The following is a 19,725-nucleotide window of genomic DNA, read 5'->3' as shown; positions in this document are numbered from 1 at the left end:
TCTCATAGGATAAGTTGCCAGCATGATGCCAACCATGCTCGTGGGGTGCCGAAACAAGTTCGGCATGACAACATTTATTAAAAAATAAAAAGAATGAAAAAAGCAGTATTTGATCATCAAGCTAAATCAGCCGTTATCAGATACTGCTTTTTTGTTTTATTACTACTTGCATCAACCCAAAGCTTTGCACAAACCCGCGGCAAGGTTGAAGTGATCAAAGACCCGCTGGTTGACAGCCTGATAGCTAAAAGATTTACGCTGAACAGTACAGCAGGTACCGATGCCGCCGGTTATTCATCCTACGGTTACCGGGTACAATTCTTCAGTGGATCAAACCGCAAGGATGCCTACAATGCGCAAAACCGGTTGCAGCAGCAATATCCCGAACTGCGTACTTACATCAGCTATCGCGAGCCCAACTTTAAAGTGAAAGCAGGCGATTTCCGTACCCGGCTCGAAGCAGAAAAACTGGTACAAGAGCTGCGCTCATCGTTTTCAAGCATATTCATCATTTCCGAAAAAATAAATCTCCCTAAAACGGATCCTAATAATGATTAAAGAGCAAATACAGGAATTATCCGCAAAAATATTCAATGAGGTTGTGGCTAACCGCCGCCACCTGCATGCCAACCCCGAGCTTTCGTTTCATGAACTGCAAACCTCGGTGTTTGTAGCCAATAAGCTTGAAGAGCTTGGCCTGGAATACCATAAAATGGCTGATACAGGTTTGGTAGCCCTTATTAAAGGCGAAAAGCCGTCTGACGCCGGCAATGTGGTTGCATTGCGTGCCGATATGGATGCGCTTCCAATATTGGAAGCCAATGATGTTCCGTATAAATCGCAAAACCCGGGCGTGATGCATGCCTGCGGCCATGATGCGCATACCTCATCATTATTAGGTACAGCTAAAATATTAACCGAATTGAAAAGCCAGTTTGCTGGCACCGTTAAGTTGATCTTTCAGCCGGCCGAAGAAAAACTTCCCGGCGGTGCAAGCCTCATGATTAAAGAGGGCGTTTTGGAAAACCCCAAACCGGCTGCCGTATTGGGCCAGCATGTAATGCCTTTGATTGATGCCGGTAAAGTTGGTTTCCGTGCAGGTAAATATATGGCCTCAACTGATGAACTTTATGTTACTGTTAAAGGTAAAGGCGGTCACGGTGCTCAGCCGCAGCAAAATATCGATCCGGTTATCATCACCGCACATATATTAACCGCGCTACAACAGGTAGTGAGCCGTTTTGCCGATCCTAAAAGTCCGTCGGTATTATCATTTGGTAAGGTTATAGCCAATGGGGCTACCAACGTGATCCCTAACGAGGTTTATTTGGAAGGTACTTTCCGCACCATGGATGAGAAATGGCGCGAGGAAGCTCACAAACGCATGAAAAAAATGGCCGAAGGCATTGCCGAAAGCATGGGCGGAAGCTGCGATTTCAATATCATGCGCGGTTATCCGTTCCTGATCAACGAAGAAAAATTAACCCATGCCACCCGCGGCCATGCCGAAGCTTACCTGGGGAAAGAAAACGTGCTCGACCTGGACATCTGGATGGCTGCCGAAGATTTTGCTTATTACTCGCAGGCTGCCAGCAGCTGTTTCTATCGCCTCGGCACCCGTAACGAAGCCCGGGGAATAACTTCATCTGTGCATACACCTACTTTTGATGTGGAAGAAGATGCATTTAAAATAAGTACCGGTTTGATGGCTTATTTGGCGGTAAAGCAACTCGGCAACTAATTTCCCCATGCGTCATTGCGAGGCACGAAGCAATCGCACAGAGGCAGATCCGCCCTGTATATTCGCGATTGCTTCGTACCTCGCAATGACGTGTTGTAGAAAACAACGCGATGAAAAAACTTCTCCTTCTCCTTATCTTATGTACCGCCAGTCTGTTAACAAAGGCGCAGCAGATCAATCGCTTTAACCCTGATACTATCCGTACTATTGTTATCGATTCATTGGTTGATATCCGCTCACATAAACTCAATGCGCAGGATTTCATAGATGCCGTATTGGCCGATACAGGCTTTTATAAGGCCTTCCAGAATATGAAAGGCTTTGGCTTTACTGCCGAAAACCGAATTTTTACTTACGACAGCAAGAACCGGGTAAACGGGCGCATCTACCGTAAAATACTCCACAGCAACGCAGCCGGTAAACATAAAATAGAATACGTTGCTAAAAAGGACAGCGGTGATGTTTACAAAAAGAACGGCAAGTACCAGTTGTATACGGTTGAGATGTTCGATTTTATTTTCATGAACGCCTATAACTCTGATTTTACTAAAGGGGATGCCCTGCCGGGATCGGGAGGTAAAAATGAATCATACAAAAGCAAACTCAAAACGCTGATCTTTACGCCGGGCCGTAAGGTAAGCGGGATTCCTTTCATCAGCAGCAAAACGGAAATTTTCTCTAATGATATGCGCCAGTATTATTATTACGAATTTGCGCGTGGTAAGTACCTCGACACCATTCCTGTTTACCGCTTTAAGGTGAGGTGCAAGCCGAGCACATCCGACAGCGATACCATGATCAAGGAAATGACCACCATTTTTGATGAGCGTACCTTTCAGATCCTTGGCCGCTATATCGATATGAAGTTCAGCAACATGTTCTTTGATTTTAATGTGCAGATGGACATCGAGCTTAATAATTTCCAGGGCGAACCGCTACCTACAAAAATTACCTACCAGGGTAATTGGAATATTCCCTTTCATAAGGAAGAGCGTGCGAGTTTCTTGATTGTGCATAAGGATTATAAGAGGGAGTAAGCATCTTTATCTTAGCCCAACACCCGGGCGGGAGCAGGGCATAGCAAGAGGTAAATCATACAGTTTATAGGATGAAAAACTGATCTCTGACTGCCGCCCTGAATCTTGGACTAAACTAAGCCATCAATCGGTGAAATCAAACAGGTTAAAACTTAATGATCTTTTCTATCTGCTCGTTTACAAATTTTATGGTATCGGGCTTAAACAGGTTCCCTTCTTCATCAAACTCTTTGTGTATGGCCGCTATATGTAATTTAAGCGCCATAATGTTGAGGTGCAGGTAATGGCAAACGCCGGTAAAATGGTCGACCCCTCGGATATTACCATATTTGCCCGATGATAAGCCTATCAGCGCCGCTTTTTTATCATAAAAACTTTCGGGGAAGCTACACGCATCAATGAAAACCTTAAGTACACCCGGAAAGCTGCCGTTATATTCGGGGATAAGGAATATGAATTTATCCGTATTGGTAACTATTTGCTGGATAGGCTCAAATGCGGCGCTGCGTTTGTTGTAGAGGTCGGTTTCAATAACGTTTGGAGGCAGCTGAGCAAGTGATAAGATGCCTGCTTCAACACCCTTTTCCTGCAGTTTTTGCTGATAAACGTTAGCAAGTTTGAGCGTTGAGCTTCCCGGTCTGTTGGTTGACGATATTATGGTTATCATTTATTATTAGTAAATTGCTGACTGATCTGATTAGTAATATCGTTGTTGAATAATTTGTAATATTTTGTTAATGAATGGTTTAGTAATAAATATGGTTAAGTAATAATATTTATTAATTGCCGCACTGATAATTTACTAATTTGATCAATATTGTTTGTAAATAGGCAAAAGCTGTGGAATTCTACATTATTTAATTCCGTATCTTTATCACCGGATAAAAACTTTACGAAAGTAGAAATTTCTGTTTCTATTTAACGTTGTTATAAATCACAGAACTATAAATTTTTTTAAACTATAGAATGAGTAAAATTATTGCTTTAGCCAACCAGAAAGGCGGCGTAGGGAAAACTACATCATCTATAAATCTGGCTGCAAGTTTAGCTGTATTAGATTATAAAACCTTGTTGGTTGACGCCGACCCGCAGGCTAATTCAACTTCGGGCATCGGTTTCGATCCCCGCAATATAAAAAACAGTATCTATGAATGTATCATCAATGAGGTTGACCCTCATGAGGCCATTCAGAAAACTGAAACTCCCAATCTTGATTTATTACCCGCACATATTGACCTGGTAGGTGCCGAAATTGAAATGATCAATTTAACCGGCCGTGAGTTTAAAATGAAACAGGTATTTGAAAAAGTGAGGGATGAATATGATTTTATTATTATTGATTGTTCACCGTCATTAGGTTTGATCACCATTAACGCTTTAACCGCTGCCGATTCGGTAATTGTACCGGTACAGTGCGAGTATTTCGCGTTGGAAGGTTTGGGCAAATTGTTAAATACCATTAAAATAGTTCAATCGCGCCTTAACCCGCAACTGGAGATTGAAGGTATTTTGTTAACCATGTACGATGTGCGTTTGCGTTTGAGCAATCAGGTGGTTGATGAAGTTAGGACCCATTTTGAAGACATGGTTTTTGATACCATTATACAGCGTAATACCCGTTTAAGCGAGGCCCCGAGCTTTGGCGTATCGGTAATTATGCATGATGCTACCTGTAAGGGTGCAATAAATTATTTAAACCTTGCCCGCGAAATTCTGGAAAAAAACGGATTGGTTAAGGGTGAACAGGCAACAGCTACAGCAACAGTATAGTAAATGAGTGGTGAAAAGAGAAATGCCCTGGGAAAGGGACTGAGTGCGCTATTAAACGACACGCCTAACGTACAACCATACCAAAACAGAAACAGGGAAACAGCAAACCCGGCCGAGGTAAATGACCTTGGCTCGGTTAATGAAATAAAACTGGCCGAAATTGAGGTTAACCCGTTTCAGCCACGTACCGATTTTGATGAGCAGGCACTGGCCGAGCTTTCAGAGTCGATCAAACTGCAGGGTTTAATTCAGCCGATAACGCTCAGGAAAATAGGGGCACATAAATATCAGCTGATATCAGGCGAGCGTCGTTTTCGTGCGTCAAAGCTGGCTGGCCTAACCCAGATCCCGGCTTATGTGCGTACTGCCAATGATCAGCAAATGCTGGAAATGGCACTTATTGAAAACATTCAGCGCGAAAACCTGAATGCAATTGAGGTTGCCCTGAGTTTTCAGCGCATGATTGAGGAATGTAACCTGAAGCAGGAAGAACTGGGCGATAGAGTAAGCAAAAACCGCTCAACAGTGACCAACTACCTTCGTTTGTTAAGGTTGCCGCCGGTTATCCAGGCCTCCATTCGTGATGGCGAGCTTTCAATGGGGCATGCCAAAGCTATTTTAACGCTAACCGATCCTGCCAAACAATTATTTATACATCAGCATATTATAAAGGAAGGTTTATCCGTTCGTAAGGTTGAAGAACTGGTAAGAGAGATGCAAAAGTCGCCGGTAAAAAAGGAAGGCAAACAGCCGGAGCCGGTATCATATCAGTTGCAAAAGATCCAGGATGACCTGGCTTCAAAATTTAGTACAAGGGTAAAACTAAAAGTTGGCAGCCGCGGAAGCGGTGTTATCGAGATCCCTTTCCTTTCGGAAGATGATCTTGGCCGCATCCTTGAAATGCTTGATTGGTAATTGTTAATTTAAAAAATGTATAAATTCCTGTTTTTTTTAGCCGTATCAGCTTTTTTTATTTCTGCCGCACAAGCTCAGGTAGTTGATAGTACGGGGAGTAAAAAAAGTGATACGCTGAAAGTAAAGCATCCTGTTAAAACCCCGTCGGGTTCATTTGCTCCAAAGATTGATCCTGCCAAAGAAAAGATCTATCATCCCGATAGTACCCACATCCCGCATAAAGCAGTAATGCATTCATTGATGATACCTGGTTGGGGCCAGGTTTACAACCACAGATGGTGGAAAGTGCCGTTAATTTACGGAGGTTTAGGTTTGCTAACCTCGGCCATTATATATAACCAGCATTATTACAAAGAATATTTAACATTATCAAGATACCGCCAGGGTACTCCTCCTAATCCCGGCGACCCTTATTATACAGAATATAACCTTTATAAAGACGTGCCCGATGCCAACTTGAGCGATGCCCGTGAAAATTCAAGGCGTAACCGTGATTTGAGCATACTGGGCTTTTTAGCTGTATGGGGTATCCAGGCTATTGATGCTTATATCGATGCCAAGTTCATCCACTCATACACGGTGGATAATAATTTGTCGTTCAAAGTAGCCCCGGGTATAATTAATCAGCCGGTTTATGCGCAGGGTGCTAATAATGCTTATATTCCGGGTATAAAAGTTACCTTTACGTTTTAATAAGGAAAACCATAATACCTGAAATGAAGATAGCGTTACTTGGCTACGGAAAAATGGGCAAAATCATCGAAAAGATAGCCCTTAGCCGCAAGCATGAAATTGTACTTACCATTGATCATGAAACCCTCCATGACCTTACACCCGAAAACCTGCAAAAAGCAGATGTGGTAATTGAATTTACTACCCCGGCGTCCGTATTATCAAATATTGAGCATTGCTTTAATGCCAATGTACCTGTTGTTATTGGTACTACAGGCTGGTACGAGAAATTACCGGAAGTAAAACAGCAATGTATTGAGGGGAATAAATCATTATTGTGGGCTTCAAACTTCAGCGTTGGCGTTAACGTATTTTTTTACGTGAATAAGCTGCTGGCTAAAGTCATGAACAAGTACCCTTATTACGAAGTACAGGTTGAAGAGATCCACCATACCCAAAAAATGGATTCGCCAAGCGGTACGGCAATAACCATCGCCGAAGGCATCATTAACAACACCGATACCAAAAATGAGTGGATTAATGTATTAACTACCGACGACAGCGATGACGATGCGAATGTTGCACCTAACCAATTGCTTATAGAATCATTAAGGATTGACAGTGTGCCGGGTACACATACTGTTATTTATGATTCGGAAGTGGATAGCATCGAATTTAAGCATACTGCCCATAACCGTAATGGGTTTGCGTTAGGCGCCGTACTGGCTGCCGAGTGGCTGCACGATAAAAAGGGTTTTTACTCTGTTGAAGCCATGTTTGATTTTAACAGCTAATAGCTTTTTAATATAAATGGCAATAGCGGGCTATATAGGGTTTTATATCATTACAGGCCCGCTATTGATTTTAATACTGGCCGGATACTGGAAACTTTTTGAAAAAGCCGGTCGCCCGGGCTGGGAAGCGCTGATCCCGGTGTATCACCTGTATGTTATGCTCAAGCTAAGCCAGCGGCCGCTCTGGTTGCTATTGTTGCTTTTAATACCGGGCATAAACTTTATTATAAGTATCGGTATCCTCATTGACTTCATTAAATCGTTTGGCAAGGTGGGCATCGGGCAAATTACCGTGTCGGTGCTGTTGCCATTTATTTTTATCCCCAAATGGGGCTTTGATAAAAATACCCGGTACGTTGGTCCATCGGCAAGTGACGATTTCAGGGAAAAATACCATGATCTTGATAAATCACCTGTGCTGGAATGGACGGAAGCTATCCTTTTCGCTGTAATAGCGGCGACGGTTATCCGCGGGCTTTTCCTCGAGGCTTTCACCATTCCTTCGTCATCTATGGAGAGCTCACTAATGGTAGGCGACTTTTTATTTGTAAGCAAGATCAATTACGGTGCACGCCTGCCTATGACCCCCATAGCATTTCCATTTGCACACCACACTATGCCGCTCACCGGTACTAAAGCCTATTGGGATGGTATTAAGCTGCCCTACTATCGGCTGCCGGGTTTCAGCGAAGTAAAAAAGGGTGATGCAGTAGTATTTAACTATCCAATGGATGCCGATTCGCCGTTTTACCGTCCTGTAGATAAGCAGGAAAATTATATTAAACGGTGCCAGGGCACGCCCGGCGACATTATAAAGCTGGAGTACGGCCAGGTATACGTAAATAACCGTTTAATAGCCGCCCCGCCTAACGGAGAAATGGAATACCGGGTACGTACCAATGGTTCGGGAGGAGGGTTTGGCCCCCATATGCGATATAACCTTCATCTGTCGGATATTCAACAGTTTACCGGGGTTGATTTTACAGCGAATATGACTGCACAATCAGCCGAGAAGCTAAAAACATATCCCTATATTAAGGCGGTGAAGCCCGATATTAAGTTAAGAGGGGTGTACGATCATGAGGTTTTTCCGCATGATCCACGCTTCAGGTGGAACGAGGATAACCTGGGGCCAATTATTATTCCGCGAAGAGGCTGGACGGTAAAGCTCGACAGCATGACCATGCCTTTTTACCAGCGCGCCATTGAGGTGTATGAAAATAACAGGGTGCAGGTTAAAGGCAATGAGATATCGATAAATGGCATCAAGGCCGATAGTTATACCTTTAAAATGGATTATTATTGGATGATGGGCGATAACCGCCACAACTCCGAAGATTCGCGTTTTTGGGGCTTTGTGCCCGAAGACCATATTGTAGGTAAAGCCGTATTGGTATGGATGAGCTGGGATGCCAATTCGCCTTCATTTTGTAAAATAAGATGGGACAGGGTATTTAGGAGGATTAATTAGAGAGATATGCAGATGTGCAGATTTTAGATGTGCAGATGAATGGGAAGATATGCAGATGAGAGATTAAATAGTTATCAATTTGTGCCTAATAATAGGAATCTATAATTAATATGAGGGAGCGTAACATATAACGTGTAACATATATCTTATACATAAAATATAAACATTAAAAAATCTGCACATTTGCACATTCGATACATCATATGAACTGGAAATTCTGGAAAAAGAAAGATACAACTAAAGTAAAAAAGAAAAAAAGTGCGCTTCGTGAATGGGGCGATGCTATCATATTTGCAGTAATAGCCGCCACGCTTATCCGTACGCTGTTTATCGAAGCCTACGTTATCCCCAGCGGTTCGATGGAAAACTCACTTTTAATTGGCGACTACCTGTTTGTAAGCAAGGTTAACTATGGCGCAAGGATGCCAATAACGCCTGTTTCGTTTCCTTTTATGCACCACACCACTCCCTGGGGCACTCAGGCCTATTGGGGGGGAATAAAATTGCCTTATTACCGCCTGCCAGGACTAAGTGATATAAAGAAGCAGGATATCGTGGTTTTTAACGCGCCGATAGAGGCCGATTCTCCTTATTTCAGGCCGGTGGATAAGCGCGAAAACATTATCAAACGCTGCCAGGGTACCCCCGGAGACACCTTAAGTGTTGTTAATGCACAGGTGTATATTAATGGTAAGGCAGCGCCAAATCCCGAAAGAGGAAAGGAAGGTTATTTTGTTGAAACCAATGGGCAGGAATTTAACCCGGCTATTTTGAACGAACTTAAGATAGATATCAGGGGCAATACCGGCAACCGTTATGAAATGATGATGGGGAAAGAATCGGCAGCTACTTTGAAAACTTATTCAAATGTAAAATCAATTGTGCCTGCGGTAACGCTTAAGGGTACCAGTGACCCGCTGAATCCGGTTTACCCTGCCAAGTACCCGCGTTATAAGATCACACCTAATTTTCCTGACTTTAAATGGAATGTAGATAATTATGGCCCCATCATTATCCCTAAAAAAGGCTGGACAGTTAAATTGGATAGCCTGACTTTCCCGGTTTATGGCCGCGCTATCGAGATTTATGAAAATAATAAAGTAAATGTTGGGGGTAAGGATATCATGATTAACGGAAAAAAAGCCGATACTTATACCTTTAAGCTTAACTACTATTTTATGATGGGTGATAATCGTCATAATTCGGAAGATTCGCGCTTTTGGGGTTTTGTTCCGGAAGATCACGTAGTAGGCAAAGCTTTATTTACCTGGATGAGTATTGACAGTACAGCCAGCTTCTTTAATAAAATAAGGTGGAACCGGTTGTTCAGGGGCATACATTAATTGAAAATATAAAAATACCAAAGTGAACGTTTTAGGATTTGTAATAACATTTATTGTTTTAATCATATTGCCCTATATAGGCTTATGGAAATTATTCGAAAAAGCCGGCCGGCCGGGTTGGGAAGCTATAGTGCCCTTGTACAATTTATACGTCATGATCAAACTGAGCGGCAGGCCGGGCTGGTGGTTTATATTATTGCTGATACCCGGTTTGGGCTTTCTTGTTGCCTTGGGTATAACTATCGATTTTATTAAATCATACGGTAAGTTCACGTTTGCAGAGCATTGCGCCGGCATTGTGCTGCAGTTCATCTATTTCCCAAAATGGGGTTTTGATAAGGATACCAAATATTTGGGCCAATCTGCAAGCCCGGAATTCAGGGAGAAGTACAAGCGGGCACTTAAGAAAACCCAGGCACGTGAGTGGGCTGATGCCATCATTTTTGCGGTAATTGCTGCCACACTGATCCGCACGCTGTTTATCGAGGCTTATGTGATCCCCAGTGCTTCCATGGAGAGTTCATTGCTTATTGGCGATTACCTGTTTGTAAGCAAAGTGAACTATGGAGCGCGTTTACCCATGACGCCTGTTGCATTCCCTTTCGCACACCATACCATGCCGCTTATCAATACCAAAGCCTATTGGGATGGTATCGAACTGCCGTACTATCGTCTGCCGGGTTTAAGTGATATTAAAAAAGGTGATGTGGTAGTGTTCAATTATCCTATGGATGCCGATTCGCCTTATTTCAGGCCGGTTGATAAACGCGAAAACTATATCAAACGCTGCCAGGGTACCCCGGGCGATACGCTGAGTGTAGTTAAGGCCCAGGTATTTATAAATGGGAAAGCTGCTGTTACACCACCAAAAGGCGAAATAACCTATGATGTTAAAACAGATGGGAACGAGCTTAACCCGCAGATAGCAACAGATTTGCATTTGTCGGATATTTCATCAGTAAATAATACTGAGTTTATTACCAATACCACCGAGGAATCGGCAAAGGCACTGAGGGGATATTCAAACATCAAGTCAGTTACTCCGCGGCTAACTCCGCCGGGGGCGTCGGATCCGATGAACCCGGTTTACCCTGCCATTTTCTCCAACTACAAAATAGGAGCTAACACTCCCGACTATAAATGGAATGTAGACAACTTCGGGCCTGTCATTGTACCTAAAAAGGGCTGGACAGTAAAGCTGGATAGTTTAACCTTCCCGATCTACGGTCGTGCGATAGCCGTATATGAAGGCAACAAGGTTGAAGTGAACGGTAAAGACATCCTGATCAATGGAAAAAAAGCTGATAGCTATACCTTTAAACTCAACTACTATTTTATGATGGGCGATAACCGTCATAACTCGGAAGATTCACGTTTCTGGGGCTTTGTTCCTGAAAATCATATTGTGGGTAAAGCACTGTTCATTTGGATGAGTGTTGACGACAATGCATCGTTCATCCACAAGATCCGCTGGAGCAGGCTGTTTAATCTGATCCATTAGCCCCCTAACCCCCTGTAGGGGGAATTAAAGTGAAAAGCCTGTTTTGAGGAGCAAAACAGGCTTTTCACTTTAATAAAATCACTGCCGCGGGCTTTCAACCTGTGGTTTACCATAGTTTCAGTTTTCAGCTGAATTTCCGTAAGCTGGAAGCTTACATTATGCTGACCACGGGTTACGCTGCGCTAAACCCGCGGCAGCGGGCTAATATTGAACCTCTCCGCCAGTTTATTCAAATCTTCTACAACCGCATCAACCAAAGGAATGCCGTTTGCCATCCTGTCGGCTTCTGCTTCAAGTTCCGGCTCACCAGGGATAATGACCTTTTGTGACGGATCAACTGTGCTTGAAGATTTAAACCGCTCCACCCAGTTATCTAAATGATCTTTAAACTCATCAACAGGACGGAAGCCATCCACGCGCATAGCACCTAAAAAATGCCCTATACCCGCGCCAACGGGATCATTCGGCGGATCAAGAAAGGCCACGAACGGCGGTACCCATGGACCGTAATTGGCTCCCGATAGTACCGCGGATAATATATCAACTGTTGCACTTAAACCAAAGCCTTTATGACTGCCATGGTCGCGGTCGCTGCCGAGGGGCAGGAGGGAACCGCCGGTCTTTAGCGCATGCGGATCGGTAGTATAGTTGCCTTCTTTATCCTGGATCCAGCCTTCGGGAACCTGCTTGCCTAAGCGCTGAGCTATTTCCAGTTTTCCATTGGCTGCTGCTGAAGTTGCCATATCAACAATTACCGGGGGATATTTTCCTGCCGGAAAAGCATAACACATTGGGTTGGTACCTAAAAGCCGTTCATTAGAAAAGGTAGGAGCAACCAGTGGACTGGCATTGGTCATGGCAAAGCCGATCATATTTTTCTCCACAGCCATTAACGCATGATAACCAGCAATACCAAAATGGTTGGAGTTACGTACTGATACCCAACCCGATCCGTATAGCTCAGCTTTTTTAATGGCTACCTCCATGGCAAACGGAGCTACTACTAAACCAAGGCCTGCATCGCCATCTACCGTGGCTGTTGTTGGCGTTTCATGCACTATCCGGATGTTGGGCGTAGGATTAATGCGTTTCTTCTCCCACAGGCGTACATAACCGCTCAGGCGGGCTACGCCATGCGAGTCGATACCACGGAGATCTGATTTAAGCAACACGTCGGCTGCTAAAACCGCATGTTCATGGCTGCAGCCAATAGCTTTGAATATATTTTCGGTAAATGCGCGTAGAGTGGATGGCGATATCAGCATACGGCAAAGATAACCGTTGATTTTTAAAATGATTACGTTGATTTCGCTGATAAGGTACCTTGATATACTTGATTTGAGGATTGCCTGATATCGGTTTCCTAATGGTAATATCTGATGTTAAATTTGCGTTAGGGATAGAAGCGGATACCGGCCAAGTGGCTAAGGCCCTGTGTAGTATGAGCGGATAGCCCGGGCCGAAGGTAACGCCATAATTAGTAAAAAAACTTTTGAAGTTAGGCACAAGTGAGCCATATCCCACAGGCAGCCACACAACACTTGCGCCAAAAGAGAGAGATAGACGGACTTCTGCTAATCTCCAATCACCAGCCTCTAATCTCTACCCTCAAGCCATCGCAAACTCGGGCTTTACTTCGCTCAGGTGTTTGTTGTACCAGTTGGTGCTGTTATAGCGGGCGTTTATTTCGTAGATCTCGGGTTTTAGTTTCAGCAGGTTAAGGATATCCTGGCATGAAAAACGGTTACAAACCGGGTACAGCTCTTTAAATACACGCTCGATGAAATAAAAATCCTCGGGGTGATCAAGCGCAAAACGATGCGACATAGAATAATCCAGGCCGGTTTCCCAGGTTACGTTGCCGATGTTAAAAATAAGCGGATTTTCATAGATGTAGGGCGAGGTATGCTCCAGATCATGAGGGCGACCGGCATTTTCCCAGGCTTGTTTGAGGCAGGCCAGGGTCATCACTTCTACGTCGTTGCCATCGGGATAAGTGGCCGGGTACAGGTTGCTTACATAATCAAACTTTTGCCTGTTGCTGAAAAAATATTCAAGCACGTTATCAATGATCCGCGGATCGATCAGCGGGCAGTCGGAAGGGATTTTTACCACTACATCGGCGTTGAAAAATTTGGCCGCCTGGTAATGCCTGTCCAACAAGTTGCCAAGGCTGCCGCGATAGCAGGGAATGTTAAGGTTTTCGGCCTCTCTTGCTATAACATCATCTCCGGCACCTTCCGAGGTGGCAATGACAATGCTGGCCTGGTGCTGGATCATATCCAACCGCTCAACCATGCGGGCCAGTAAACTTTTACCCAATATAGGCAGCATTACTTTGCCATATAAACGACTTGATGCCATGCGGGCCGGCACAATGATCACTACACGCTCATCCATCTTTTCCGGAAATTTGAGGTTTATCAAAAAAACATTAACCGGGTTAAATGTATAATGGTAAGGTTTAAATATGGCGAAGTTTATATTATGAAATTGTTAACCTGTAGGTTGATCTACAAAAAATAAAACCCGGCACAATGGCCGGGCCTTACAACACAGGTATAGGTTATTTAATAATAGTAAACGTTGGTTTGAATATCTGCACTTAGTTTTTTATCGTCGGTTGCTGCTTTAATACCCTGCAGCCACACGGTATATACAGAACCCGCCCGAAGGTTAACGTTAGTAAGGCTGGCTAATACCGTAGTAGTGCCTTTTTGACGAATGTTAAGCGTGTAGGTAACATTGCCTTTAATAGTCACAAAATCAGATACCTGCTTGTATGCTTTGTTTGATGCCAGAACCGAATCTTTTGAAGTAACCAGGTCAACCGTACCGGCATCGGCGCTGAGGTTTGCCAAACGGATACTGGCCATCCCGGCGGCCGGCTGAATAATAGAATCGGCAACAAAAATTACATCGCGTTTACCTGCTGTGTTGGCAAGGTATACCGAGTAAAGTTTTTTAGCTACGAGGGTGATGGTATCGTCTGCAACTTTTTGCTTTGTGCCCGAAACATAAAAGGTTGCTGTTCTTTTACCTGGGTAGGCATTAATATAATCTATACCATGACCGTAACGAATTGGGAAATTATTGGCCCTGTTGGGCTCAAGATAAAAATCAACCGGATCAGAATCGGGTGAGGCATTGATGACCGAAACAAGTGCCACCGGCGGCTGAACGTAGTTGTTGTGATCTTTTAAACACGAGCTGAGTGTTGTTGCCAGCAAACACACCATCCCGATAATGCCTGCCCGCCTTGTTAATTTTTGCTGAACTGTTTTCATAAAATAAAATATTGGTAGTAAACTGATATTTTAACTTTACGTAACCAGCAGGCATTACGCTACTTTGGATTAAAAATTTTAACCCCGGTGTGATTAGCATAAATACGTTTGAGCTTAGGTTTTAGTATGCAAGGGATAGGGGTTTCAATTGTAAAAAAATAGCGGATAAAAATTATCCGCTATTGTAAATAAGTTAATGGATTATACAACAGGGATAGTGCCTCCATCTATAGTAAATTCGCTTCCGTTTAAATAAGCAGCACGGTCTGATACCAGGAAGGCTACCAGTTCGGCAACTTCTTCAGGCTCTGCCGGGCGGCCCATGGGGATGCCCCCTAACGAATCCATAATGGTTTTTAGTGCTGCTTCTTTGTCACCGCCGTTTTGTGAGGCCAGGTTGTCAATCATACCCTGTGCCCCGCCGGTATTGATAAAACCTGGCGCTACCGAATTAACCCGCACACCTCTTGGTGCAAGCTCCTTTGAAATGCCTTTGCTATAATTACTCAGGGCTGCTTTTGCTGCTGCGTATGGTAATGTTGCCTCGAAAAGCGGCATTTTACGTTGTATGGACGAAATGTGCACTATCACCCCTTGTTTTTGATTAAGCATGGTTGGCAGCAATCCTCTGTCTAACCTAACAGCCGCTAATAAATTGGTTTGCAGGGCTGCTTCCCAGTCTTCATCACTTAGCACCATAACTCCGCCTGCCGGCGATTCAGAGCCTCCAAGGTTGTTGATCAGGATGTCGATACCGCCTAAACGCTTAAGGGTTTCGCTGATCACTTTATCAGTACCGGTTTTTGTGCTCAGGTCGGCCTGGATAAAGTGTTGGGAGGTAATATCCGTTGGCTGCACACGGGCCGTAGTTACGATATTGGCGCCACCTTTAAGCAAGCGCTCAAAAATGGCTTTGCCTGCACCTTTTGTTCCGGCTGTAACCAGGATCTTTTTACCATTAAATTCATTTGGATCGATATTGAAATTTACCTTTGCAATCATTTTACTCTCTTTTTTGTTTATTTGACCGCACAAAGTTCAGGATGTATCGTAGCCGGGTCAAGTACGGAAAAATGATTCAATACGGATAAATTTATCCCTGTAGCCGCCGAAATTGGCAGTTTAAATAATACCAAAACGGAATTATTATGTATGAAAGGAAATTACCTATACAGGAAGAATGCGGGCTTGACCTGATACGTGAGGTGGTATTTGGCAAATGGAAGATCCATTTGTTGTATTACATATCGCAGGGAATCAGCAGGCCGGGGCAATTACAAAAAAATATCCCGGAAGCATCCCGCCGGGTGTTGAATATCCAGCTAAATCAATTAGAGGATGACGAACTGGTGGCCAAAACAGTATATAATCAGCAGCCGCCTAAAGTAGAATATTATTTAACAGATTTAGGGAAATCAATAATGCCCATCATTAATGAGCTCGGCCAGTGGGGCGATACTCACAGCGAACACCTGAGGCGGGTGATCAAAAAGCGATTGATATTGCCTGAGGCATAGCAGGTGAGAAGCGGACTCTTATCGTTCATGCCTGCTTTTGAGATTTTGCTATATCGCGGGTTTTGAAGTATAGTTTTTATCTATAGGTTTTACTTTTCCAGTTGTTCATCTATCATGTGTTGCAATTCATCTTTAAATTTGTCATCAAGCTTGATGTTTCCGGCAACAGACTGATGGAACATGTTTTTGATCATGCGATTAATGGCGGTACTTTGTTGCTGAAATATCCTGCAAACGCGGCACCCTGCCAGGTGGATCTTTAATTCCAGTTTTTCGCGCAGGGTGATCTCTCCTATATGCTGCTTCTCGATCAGGTAAGTAGCCTTTTTGCAGTTGTAGGCTATTTTGGTTAATTCGTCCATATTCTATTAGTTTAAATCCAATTTTTTTGAAGGCACTCTCTCAGGCTTAATTTAGCGCGGTGAATAATTACCCAAAAGTTGGAAGGTGATATTCTAAGGTGGTTGCAGATGGTATCGGCGGGCTCATCATCGAGGTGTTTCATCGTAAAAACCGAGAACCAGAGCGATGGCATTTTTTTTAAACATCGTTGCAGTATCAGCTCAAATTCTTTGCTTTCAAGGTGGTCGGTTTGCTCCATACCAAATTCTGCGGGGCGGTGATCTGGTTTCCAGTTATGGGCATCAGGTTCAAAAAAATCGTCTGTTTCATATTCGGCGAATGTTACCGCAGGTTCTTTAACAAAAGAGGATGCTTTTTTGCGGTAAACATCAACAATCTTGTTTTTCAGTATTGCAGTAAGCCATGCATGTTCGGTGCTTTTGCCCTCAAATTTTTGCAAGCGCTCGAGAGCGGTCAAAAAAGTTTCCTGTACAAGATCGCGGACTAATTCTTCGTCGTTGATGCGGGTAAGGGCATATTTATAAAGATAGTCGGCATGCTGCGCTACCCAGGCACGCGGATCGGTAATGTCATCAAGACTGGTGTAGTTGCTGTTTTGGCTTTGCATAAATCAATGTGGCGGTAATGGTTTGAGTAAAAGTTTATCGTTCATGCTATCTTCCTGTTGTTTTTAATTTGAGCGTTAGTCGGCAAGAAGAAGGTAACCTTACAGGATTTTTATTTTTTTTCTGAAACGGAAACAGCATAATACGATCAGAATTCAAGTAATTCTTTAATTCCAGATCAATGCAGACCCGATCAATTTCAGACAATAAAATGACAGAAATGCGTTAGTTCCCCTGTAAGGTTTTCTGTTTTTCTACGACTAAAGGGCATGAAAAAGATAAATCTGTTTATTATCCCATTGATATTATTGGCCCTTAACGCGTGCAGTCAAAGCACTCCGCATGCCGATAAAACTGTTGACACTAAAACATATCCGCAGGCTAAGCCGGCCAGCTATTGGAAACAGGTATTAACGCCCGAGGCGTATGAGATATTGGTAAATAGGGGGACGGAACAGCCCTTTCACAATCCTTATTGGAACAATCATGAAAAAGGAACATATGTGAGCGCGGCTACCGGCAAACCGTTATTTAGTTCGGATGCCAAGTTTGAATCGGGTACAGGCTGGCCGAGTTTCTTTAAACCTATAGATCCAAATGCGATCAAAATTGTTAAGGATACATCATATGGGATGGTGCGCGAAGAGGTAGTTGAAGCCAGCACCGGTTTGCATCTCGGCCATGTTTTTAATGATGGGCCTGCACCTACGGGCAAGCGCTATTGCATGGACTCATATGCTTTTAAGTTTATTCCGGCTAAATAATTAAACTATTTAAATTAAAAATATCATGTTAACAAAAAAGTTAAATATATGCCTGCTTGGCCTGCTGATATTGTTTGGCTGTGCCGATGCGCAGACCGGCGGAAACGGTTTTGCAAGCCTGCCTGCCCCAAAGGCGGGCGAAAAGGTTGCCACTTTTGCCGGTGGTTGTTTCTGGAGCCTTTCGGAAGGTTTGTATGAATTGAAGGGTGTTAATAAAGTAGTAGCCGGGTATGCCGGCGGCACAACTAAAAATCCATCGTACGAGGATGTTTGCGGTAAAAATACCGGTCATGCCGAATCTGTACAGGTTTACTATAACCCGGCCGAAATAAGTTACGCTGCTTTAGCCGAAGCTTTCTTTTATGCACACGACCCAACCACTGTAGACAGGCAGGGCCCTGATGTAGGCGACGATTACCGCTCGGTAGCATTTTACCGGACACCTGAAGAAAAGAAAACTTTGGAAAGCGTAATAGCTAAAGTTAACGCTACACATCATTACAGCAGCCCTATTGTTACACAGGTTGTTCCGTTTAAGGTATTATATCCTGCCGAAAATTATCACCAGGGATATTACAGGCAGCATATGAATAGCCCGTATATCAGCCATGTTTCAGTACCTAAAGTAATAAAGCTGCGTAAGGCCATGAATAGCTTGTTGAAACCCGAGTTTCAGCATAAAGATATGAATTAAGTGTAAATGTTGTATTTGACTGTTCTGTTGTCTCTACACCACGTTATTGCGGGTAACCATTAGGGAAGTCTTTTCATCCGCCTGTTTGTTTAAGAATAAAGCATTGGTCACCAGCAAAAAAAAGGCGAAAAGTGACAAAACCTTTCGCCTTTTCCCTTTAACCTTTCCGCTATCTATTGATTACAGATCGTTTTTAATTTTTGATTATAATCAGGATTTAGCGGTTCATTGGTTTGAGCCAGGCGCTGCGAACCCACATTGGCCGGACAGGCAATGCCATTAGGCCCGTCGTAAACCAAATCGGGTTTTGTGCTGAGGAGTTCTTTCGGCACGTAGATCTGTACAGTGGTTTTTGAATAGCTATGCGGATAAAACCGGATGTAATATCCATCAGGGTGTAATGACCATATGCCTGACGGTACCGCCGGATCAGGCGCCGGAGCCAAACCGGCTAACATGGCATACTTTTCCATCTCTTCGTAAGATGAATTACCAGAGGCAGCTAATCGGCGGATATTGTTTTCGGCCTCAAAAACACTTTGAACCGCAGGCGGCAATTGGCTTTTGGCTTTATCCATTACACTGGCGGGCAATACACCCAGCGCACCGCCTTCCAGCATTAACAGTTCATTAGCTGATAGCAGCCTGGTCGCGGTAAGCTTAATATCGGACCCCATATCAACAAACCTGGTGCGTGCAATAATCGACCATAATAATATCTGGATGCTATGCTGGTCAACCTCGGGATGAGTTTCAGCATGTTTTAATATCAGTATCACCACATCGCGCTTGGGCCCAAGCACCGGGGCAAGCATATACCCATCGCCTGTACTGGGGCCACGAGTACCAGCATGCAGACAATAGCTTTTGCTGGTCATTTCATAAAAACCGGCGCAAAGCTTAAAACCGCCCCCGGGTGCTTTTGGCAAAAGGTATAAAGGCTCGGCTACCTGCCCTTCCATAAACGATGGTGGCTTGGAGCCTGTCTTGTTAACGTCATTAAAGCTGGTGGTAATGGCCTGCGGCTGTTTCAGCAATTTATTAAGGCTGCCGCCCGATACCATATCGGCTCCTTTATCCAATATGGCTTTCCCAAAACCGCCAAACTGAGCTTGTACAGCAGTGCTGCAAAATAGGCAGATACCCAGACAAATGATAAGATGTTTTTTGAAGTTTTTCAAAGATAATATTAGGGTAGGGAGCAGGAGTTTTTTATGTTTCATATAGATATAGTGTTTAAGTTTCAATTGC

At 43.7% G+C, this 19,725-nt stretch carries 21 protein-coding genes; 13 read left to right on the top strand and 8 right to left on the bottom strand.

Annotation, left to right across the window (positions count from 1 at the left end; translation table 11 throughout):
- Positions 1–93 precede the first annotated feature (93 nt).
- The 3 genes from IEX80_RS16095 (at position 94) to IEX80_RS16085 (ending at position 2,778) form a co-directional block, all read left to right on the top strand.
- Positions 94–558, top strand: coding sequence for an SPOR domain-containing protein (locus IEX80_RS16095; RefSeq protein ID WP_188833445.1), 465 nt, complete (start codon positions 94–96; stop codon positions 556–558).
- A complete protein-coding gene (locus IEX80_RS16090; RefSeq protein ID WP_090529452.1) occupies positions 551–1,741 on the top strand; it encodes a M20 metallopeptidase family protein in 1,191 nt (396 codons plus the stop codon). Before IEX80_RS16095 ends, IEX80_RS16090 begins: the two co-directional genes overlap by 8 nt.
- A gap of 110 nt (positions 1,742–1,851) precedes the next feature.
- Positions 1,852–2,778, top strand: a complete 927-nt coding sequence (locus IEX80_RS16085) for a hypothetical protein (RefSeq protein WP_188833444.1) — start codon at positions 1,852–1,854, stop codon at positions 2,776–2,778.
- 145 nt (positions 2,779–2,923) lie between these two features.
- Here the strand turns inward: IEX80_RS16085 and IEX80_RS16080 are convergent, their stop codons facing one another.
- Positions 2,924–3,445 carry an NADPH-dependent FMN reductase gene (locus IEX80_RS16080; protein WP_188833443.1) on the bottom strand — a complete coding sequence of 174 codons (522 nt, stop codon included), beginning with the start codon at positions 3,443–3,445 and terminating at the stop codon, positions 2,924–2,926.
- A gap of 299 nt (positions 3,446–3,744) precedes the next feature.
- On the opposite strand from IEX80_RS16080, the gene IEX80_RS16075 reads away from it, so the two are divergent.
- The 7 genes from IEX80_RS16075 to lepB (IEX80_RS16045) all read left to right on the top strand — a co-directional run bounded on the left by IEX80_RS16075 (position 3,745) and on the right by lepB (IEX80_RS16045) (position 11,244).
- Positions 3,745–4,548 (top strand): ParA family protein, encoded by an 804-nt coding sequence (locus tag IEX80_RS16075; protein ID WP_090529444.1) that lies wholly within the window; start codon positions 3,745–3,747, stop codon positions 4,546–4,548.
- A gap of 3 nt (positions 4,549–4,551) precedes the next feature.
- Complete coding sequence (locus tag IEX80_RS16070; protein ID WP_188833442.1) at positions 4,552–5,463, top strand: ParB/RepB/Spo0J family partition protein; 912 nt, start codon at positions 4,552–4,554, stop codon at positions 5,461–5,463.
- A 15-nt stretch (positions 5,464–5,478) separates the two neighbouring features.
- On the top strand, positions 5,479–6,156 hold the full coding sequence (locus IEX80_RS16065) for a DUF5683 domain-containing protein (protein WP_090529438.1): 678 nt from the start codon (positions 5,479–5,481) through the stop codon (positions 6,154–6,156).
- A gap of 23 nt (positions 6,157–6,179) precedes the next feature.
- Positions 6,180–6,929 (top strand): 4-hydroxy-tetrahydrodipicolinate reductase, encoded by a 750-nt coding sequence (gene dapB, locus IEX80_RS16060; RefSeq protein WP_090529435.1) that lies wholly within the window; start codon positions 6,180–6,182, stop codon positions 6,927–6,929.
- A gap of 16 nt (positions 6,930–6,945) precedes the next feature.
- Positions 6,946–8,400, top strand: coding sequence for a signal peptidase I (lepB, locus tag IEX80_RS16055; RefSeq protein WP_188833441.1), 1,455 nt, complete (start codon positions 6,946–6,948; stop codon positions 8,398–8,400).
- A gap of 203 nt (positions 8,401–8,603) precedes the next feature.
- Entirely contained in the window at positions 8,604–9,743 is a 1,140-nt protein-coding gene (gene lepB / locus IEX80_RS16050; protein WP_188833440.1) for a signal peptidase I, read from the top strand.
- A 22-nt stretch (positions 9,744–9,765) separates the two neighbouring features.
- Positions 9,766–11,244 (top strand): signal peptidase I, encoded by a 1,479-nt coding sequence (gene lepB, locus IEX80_RS16045; protein ID WP_262892450.1) that lies wholly within the window; start codon positions 9,766–9,768, stop codon positions 11,242–11,244.
- 182 nt (positions 11,245–11,426) lie between these two features.
- Here lepB (IEX80_RS16045) and IEX80_RS16040 read toward each other — a convergent pair whose 3' ends face one another.
- The 4 genes from IEX80_RS16040 to IEX80_RS16025 all read right to left on the bottom strand — a co-directional run bounded on the left by IEX80_RS16040 (position 11,427) and on the right by IEX80_RS16025 (position 15,533).
- On the bottom strand, positions 11,427–12,509 hold the full coding sequence (locus IEX80_RS16040; RefSeq protein WP_188833438.1) for an Ldh family oxidoreductase: 1,083 nt from the start codon (positions 12,507–12,509) through the stop codon (positions 11,427–11,429).
- Between the two features lie 343 nt (positions 12,510–12,852).
- Complete coding sequence (locus IEX80_RS16035) at positions 12,853–13,644, bottom strand: cytidylyltransferase domain-containing protein (protein ID WP_188833534.1); 792 nt, start codon at positions 13,642–13,644, stop codon at positions 12,853–12,855.
- Between the two features lie 170 nt (positions 13,645–13,814).
- Positions 13,815–14,531 (bottom strand): DUF4397 domain-containing protein, encoded by a 717-nt coding sequence (locus IEX80_RS16030; RefSeq protein WP_176627895.1) that lies wholly within the window; start codon positions 14,529–14,531, stop codon positions 13,815–13,817.
- A 201-nt stretch (positions 14,532–14,732) separates the two neighbouring features.
- Positions 14,733–15,533, bottom strand: a complete 801-nt coding sequence (locus IEX80_RS16025) for an SDR family oxidoreductase (protein WP_090529415.1) — start codon at positions 15,531–15,533, stop codon at positions 14,733–14,735.
- A gap of 146 nt (positions 15,534–15,679) precedes the next feature.
- Here IEX80_RS16025 and IEX80_RS16020 point away from each other — a divergent pair, with 146 nt between their 5' ends.
- Positions 15,680–16,048 carry a winged helix-turn-helix transcriptional regulator gene (locus IEX80_RS16020; RefSeq protein ID WP_090529412.1) on the top strand — a complete coding sequence of 123 codons (369 nt, stop codon included), beginning with the start codon at positions 15,680–15,682 and terminating at the stop codon, positions 16,046–16,048.
- A gap of 89 nt (positions 16,049–16,137) precedes the next feature.
- Here IEX80_RS16020 and IEX80_RS16015 read toward each other — a convergent pair whose 3' ends face one another.
- Together IEX80_RS16015 and IEX80_RS16010 are read right to left on the bottom strand one after the other, a co-directional pair.
- Positions 16,138–16,410 carry a hypothetical protein gene (locus IEX80_RS16015; RefSeq protein WP_090529409.1) on the bottom strand — a complete coding sequence of 91 codons (273 nt, stop codon included), beginning with the start codon at positions 16,408–16,410 and terminating at the stop codon, positions 16,138–16,140.
- 11 nt (positions 16,411–16,421) lie between these two features.
- Positions 16,422–17,018 (bottom strand): sigma-70 family RNA polymerase sigma factor, encoded by a 597-nt coding sequence (locus IEX80_RS16010; protein ID WP_188833437.1) that lies wholly within the window; start codon positions 17,016–17,018, stop codon positions 16,422–16,424.
- A 267-nt stretch (positions 17,019–17,285) separates the two neighbouring features.
- Between IEX80_RS16010 and msrB the strand changes: the two genes are divergently transcribed.
- Together msrB and msrA are read left to right on the top strand one after the other, a co-directional pair.
- Positions 17,286–17,780: a peptide-methionine (R)-S-oxide reductase MsrB gene (gene msrB / locus IEX80_RS16005; protein ID WP_188833436.1), complete on the top strand. Its 495-nt coding sequence runs from the start codon at positions 17,286–17,288 to the stop codon at positions 17,778–17,780.
- A gap of 25 nt (positions 17,781–17,805) precedes the next feature.
- Positions 17,806–18,474, top strand: coding sequence for a peptide-methionine (S)-S-oxide reductase MsrA (msrA, locus tag IEX80_RS16000; RefSeq protein ID WP_188833435.1), 669 nt, complete (start codon positions 17,806–17,808; stop codon positions 18,472–18,474).
- A 173-nt stretch (positions 18,475–18,647) separates the two neighbouring features.
- Here msrA and IEX80_RS15995 read toward each other — a convergent pair whose 3' ends face one another.
- A complete protein-coding gene (locus tag IEX80_RS15995; protein ID WP_188833434.1) occupies positions 18,648–19,697 on the bottom strand; it encodes a hypothetical protein in 1,050 nt (349 codons plus the stop codon).
- Positions 19,698–19,725: the final 28 nt, after the last annotated feature.

This window comes from Mucilaginibacter rubeus, from assembly GCF_014643835.1.
GTDB lineage: Bacteria > Bacteroidota > Bacteroidia > Sphingobacteriales > Sphingobacteriaceae > Mucilaginibacter > Mucilaginibacter rubeus.
This window is presented reverse-complemented; position numbering and strand designations above follow the sequence as displayed.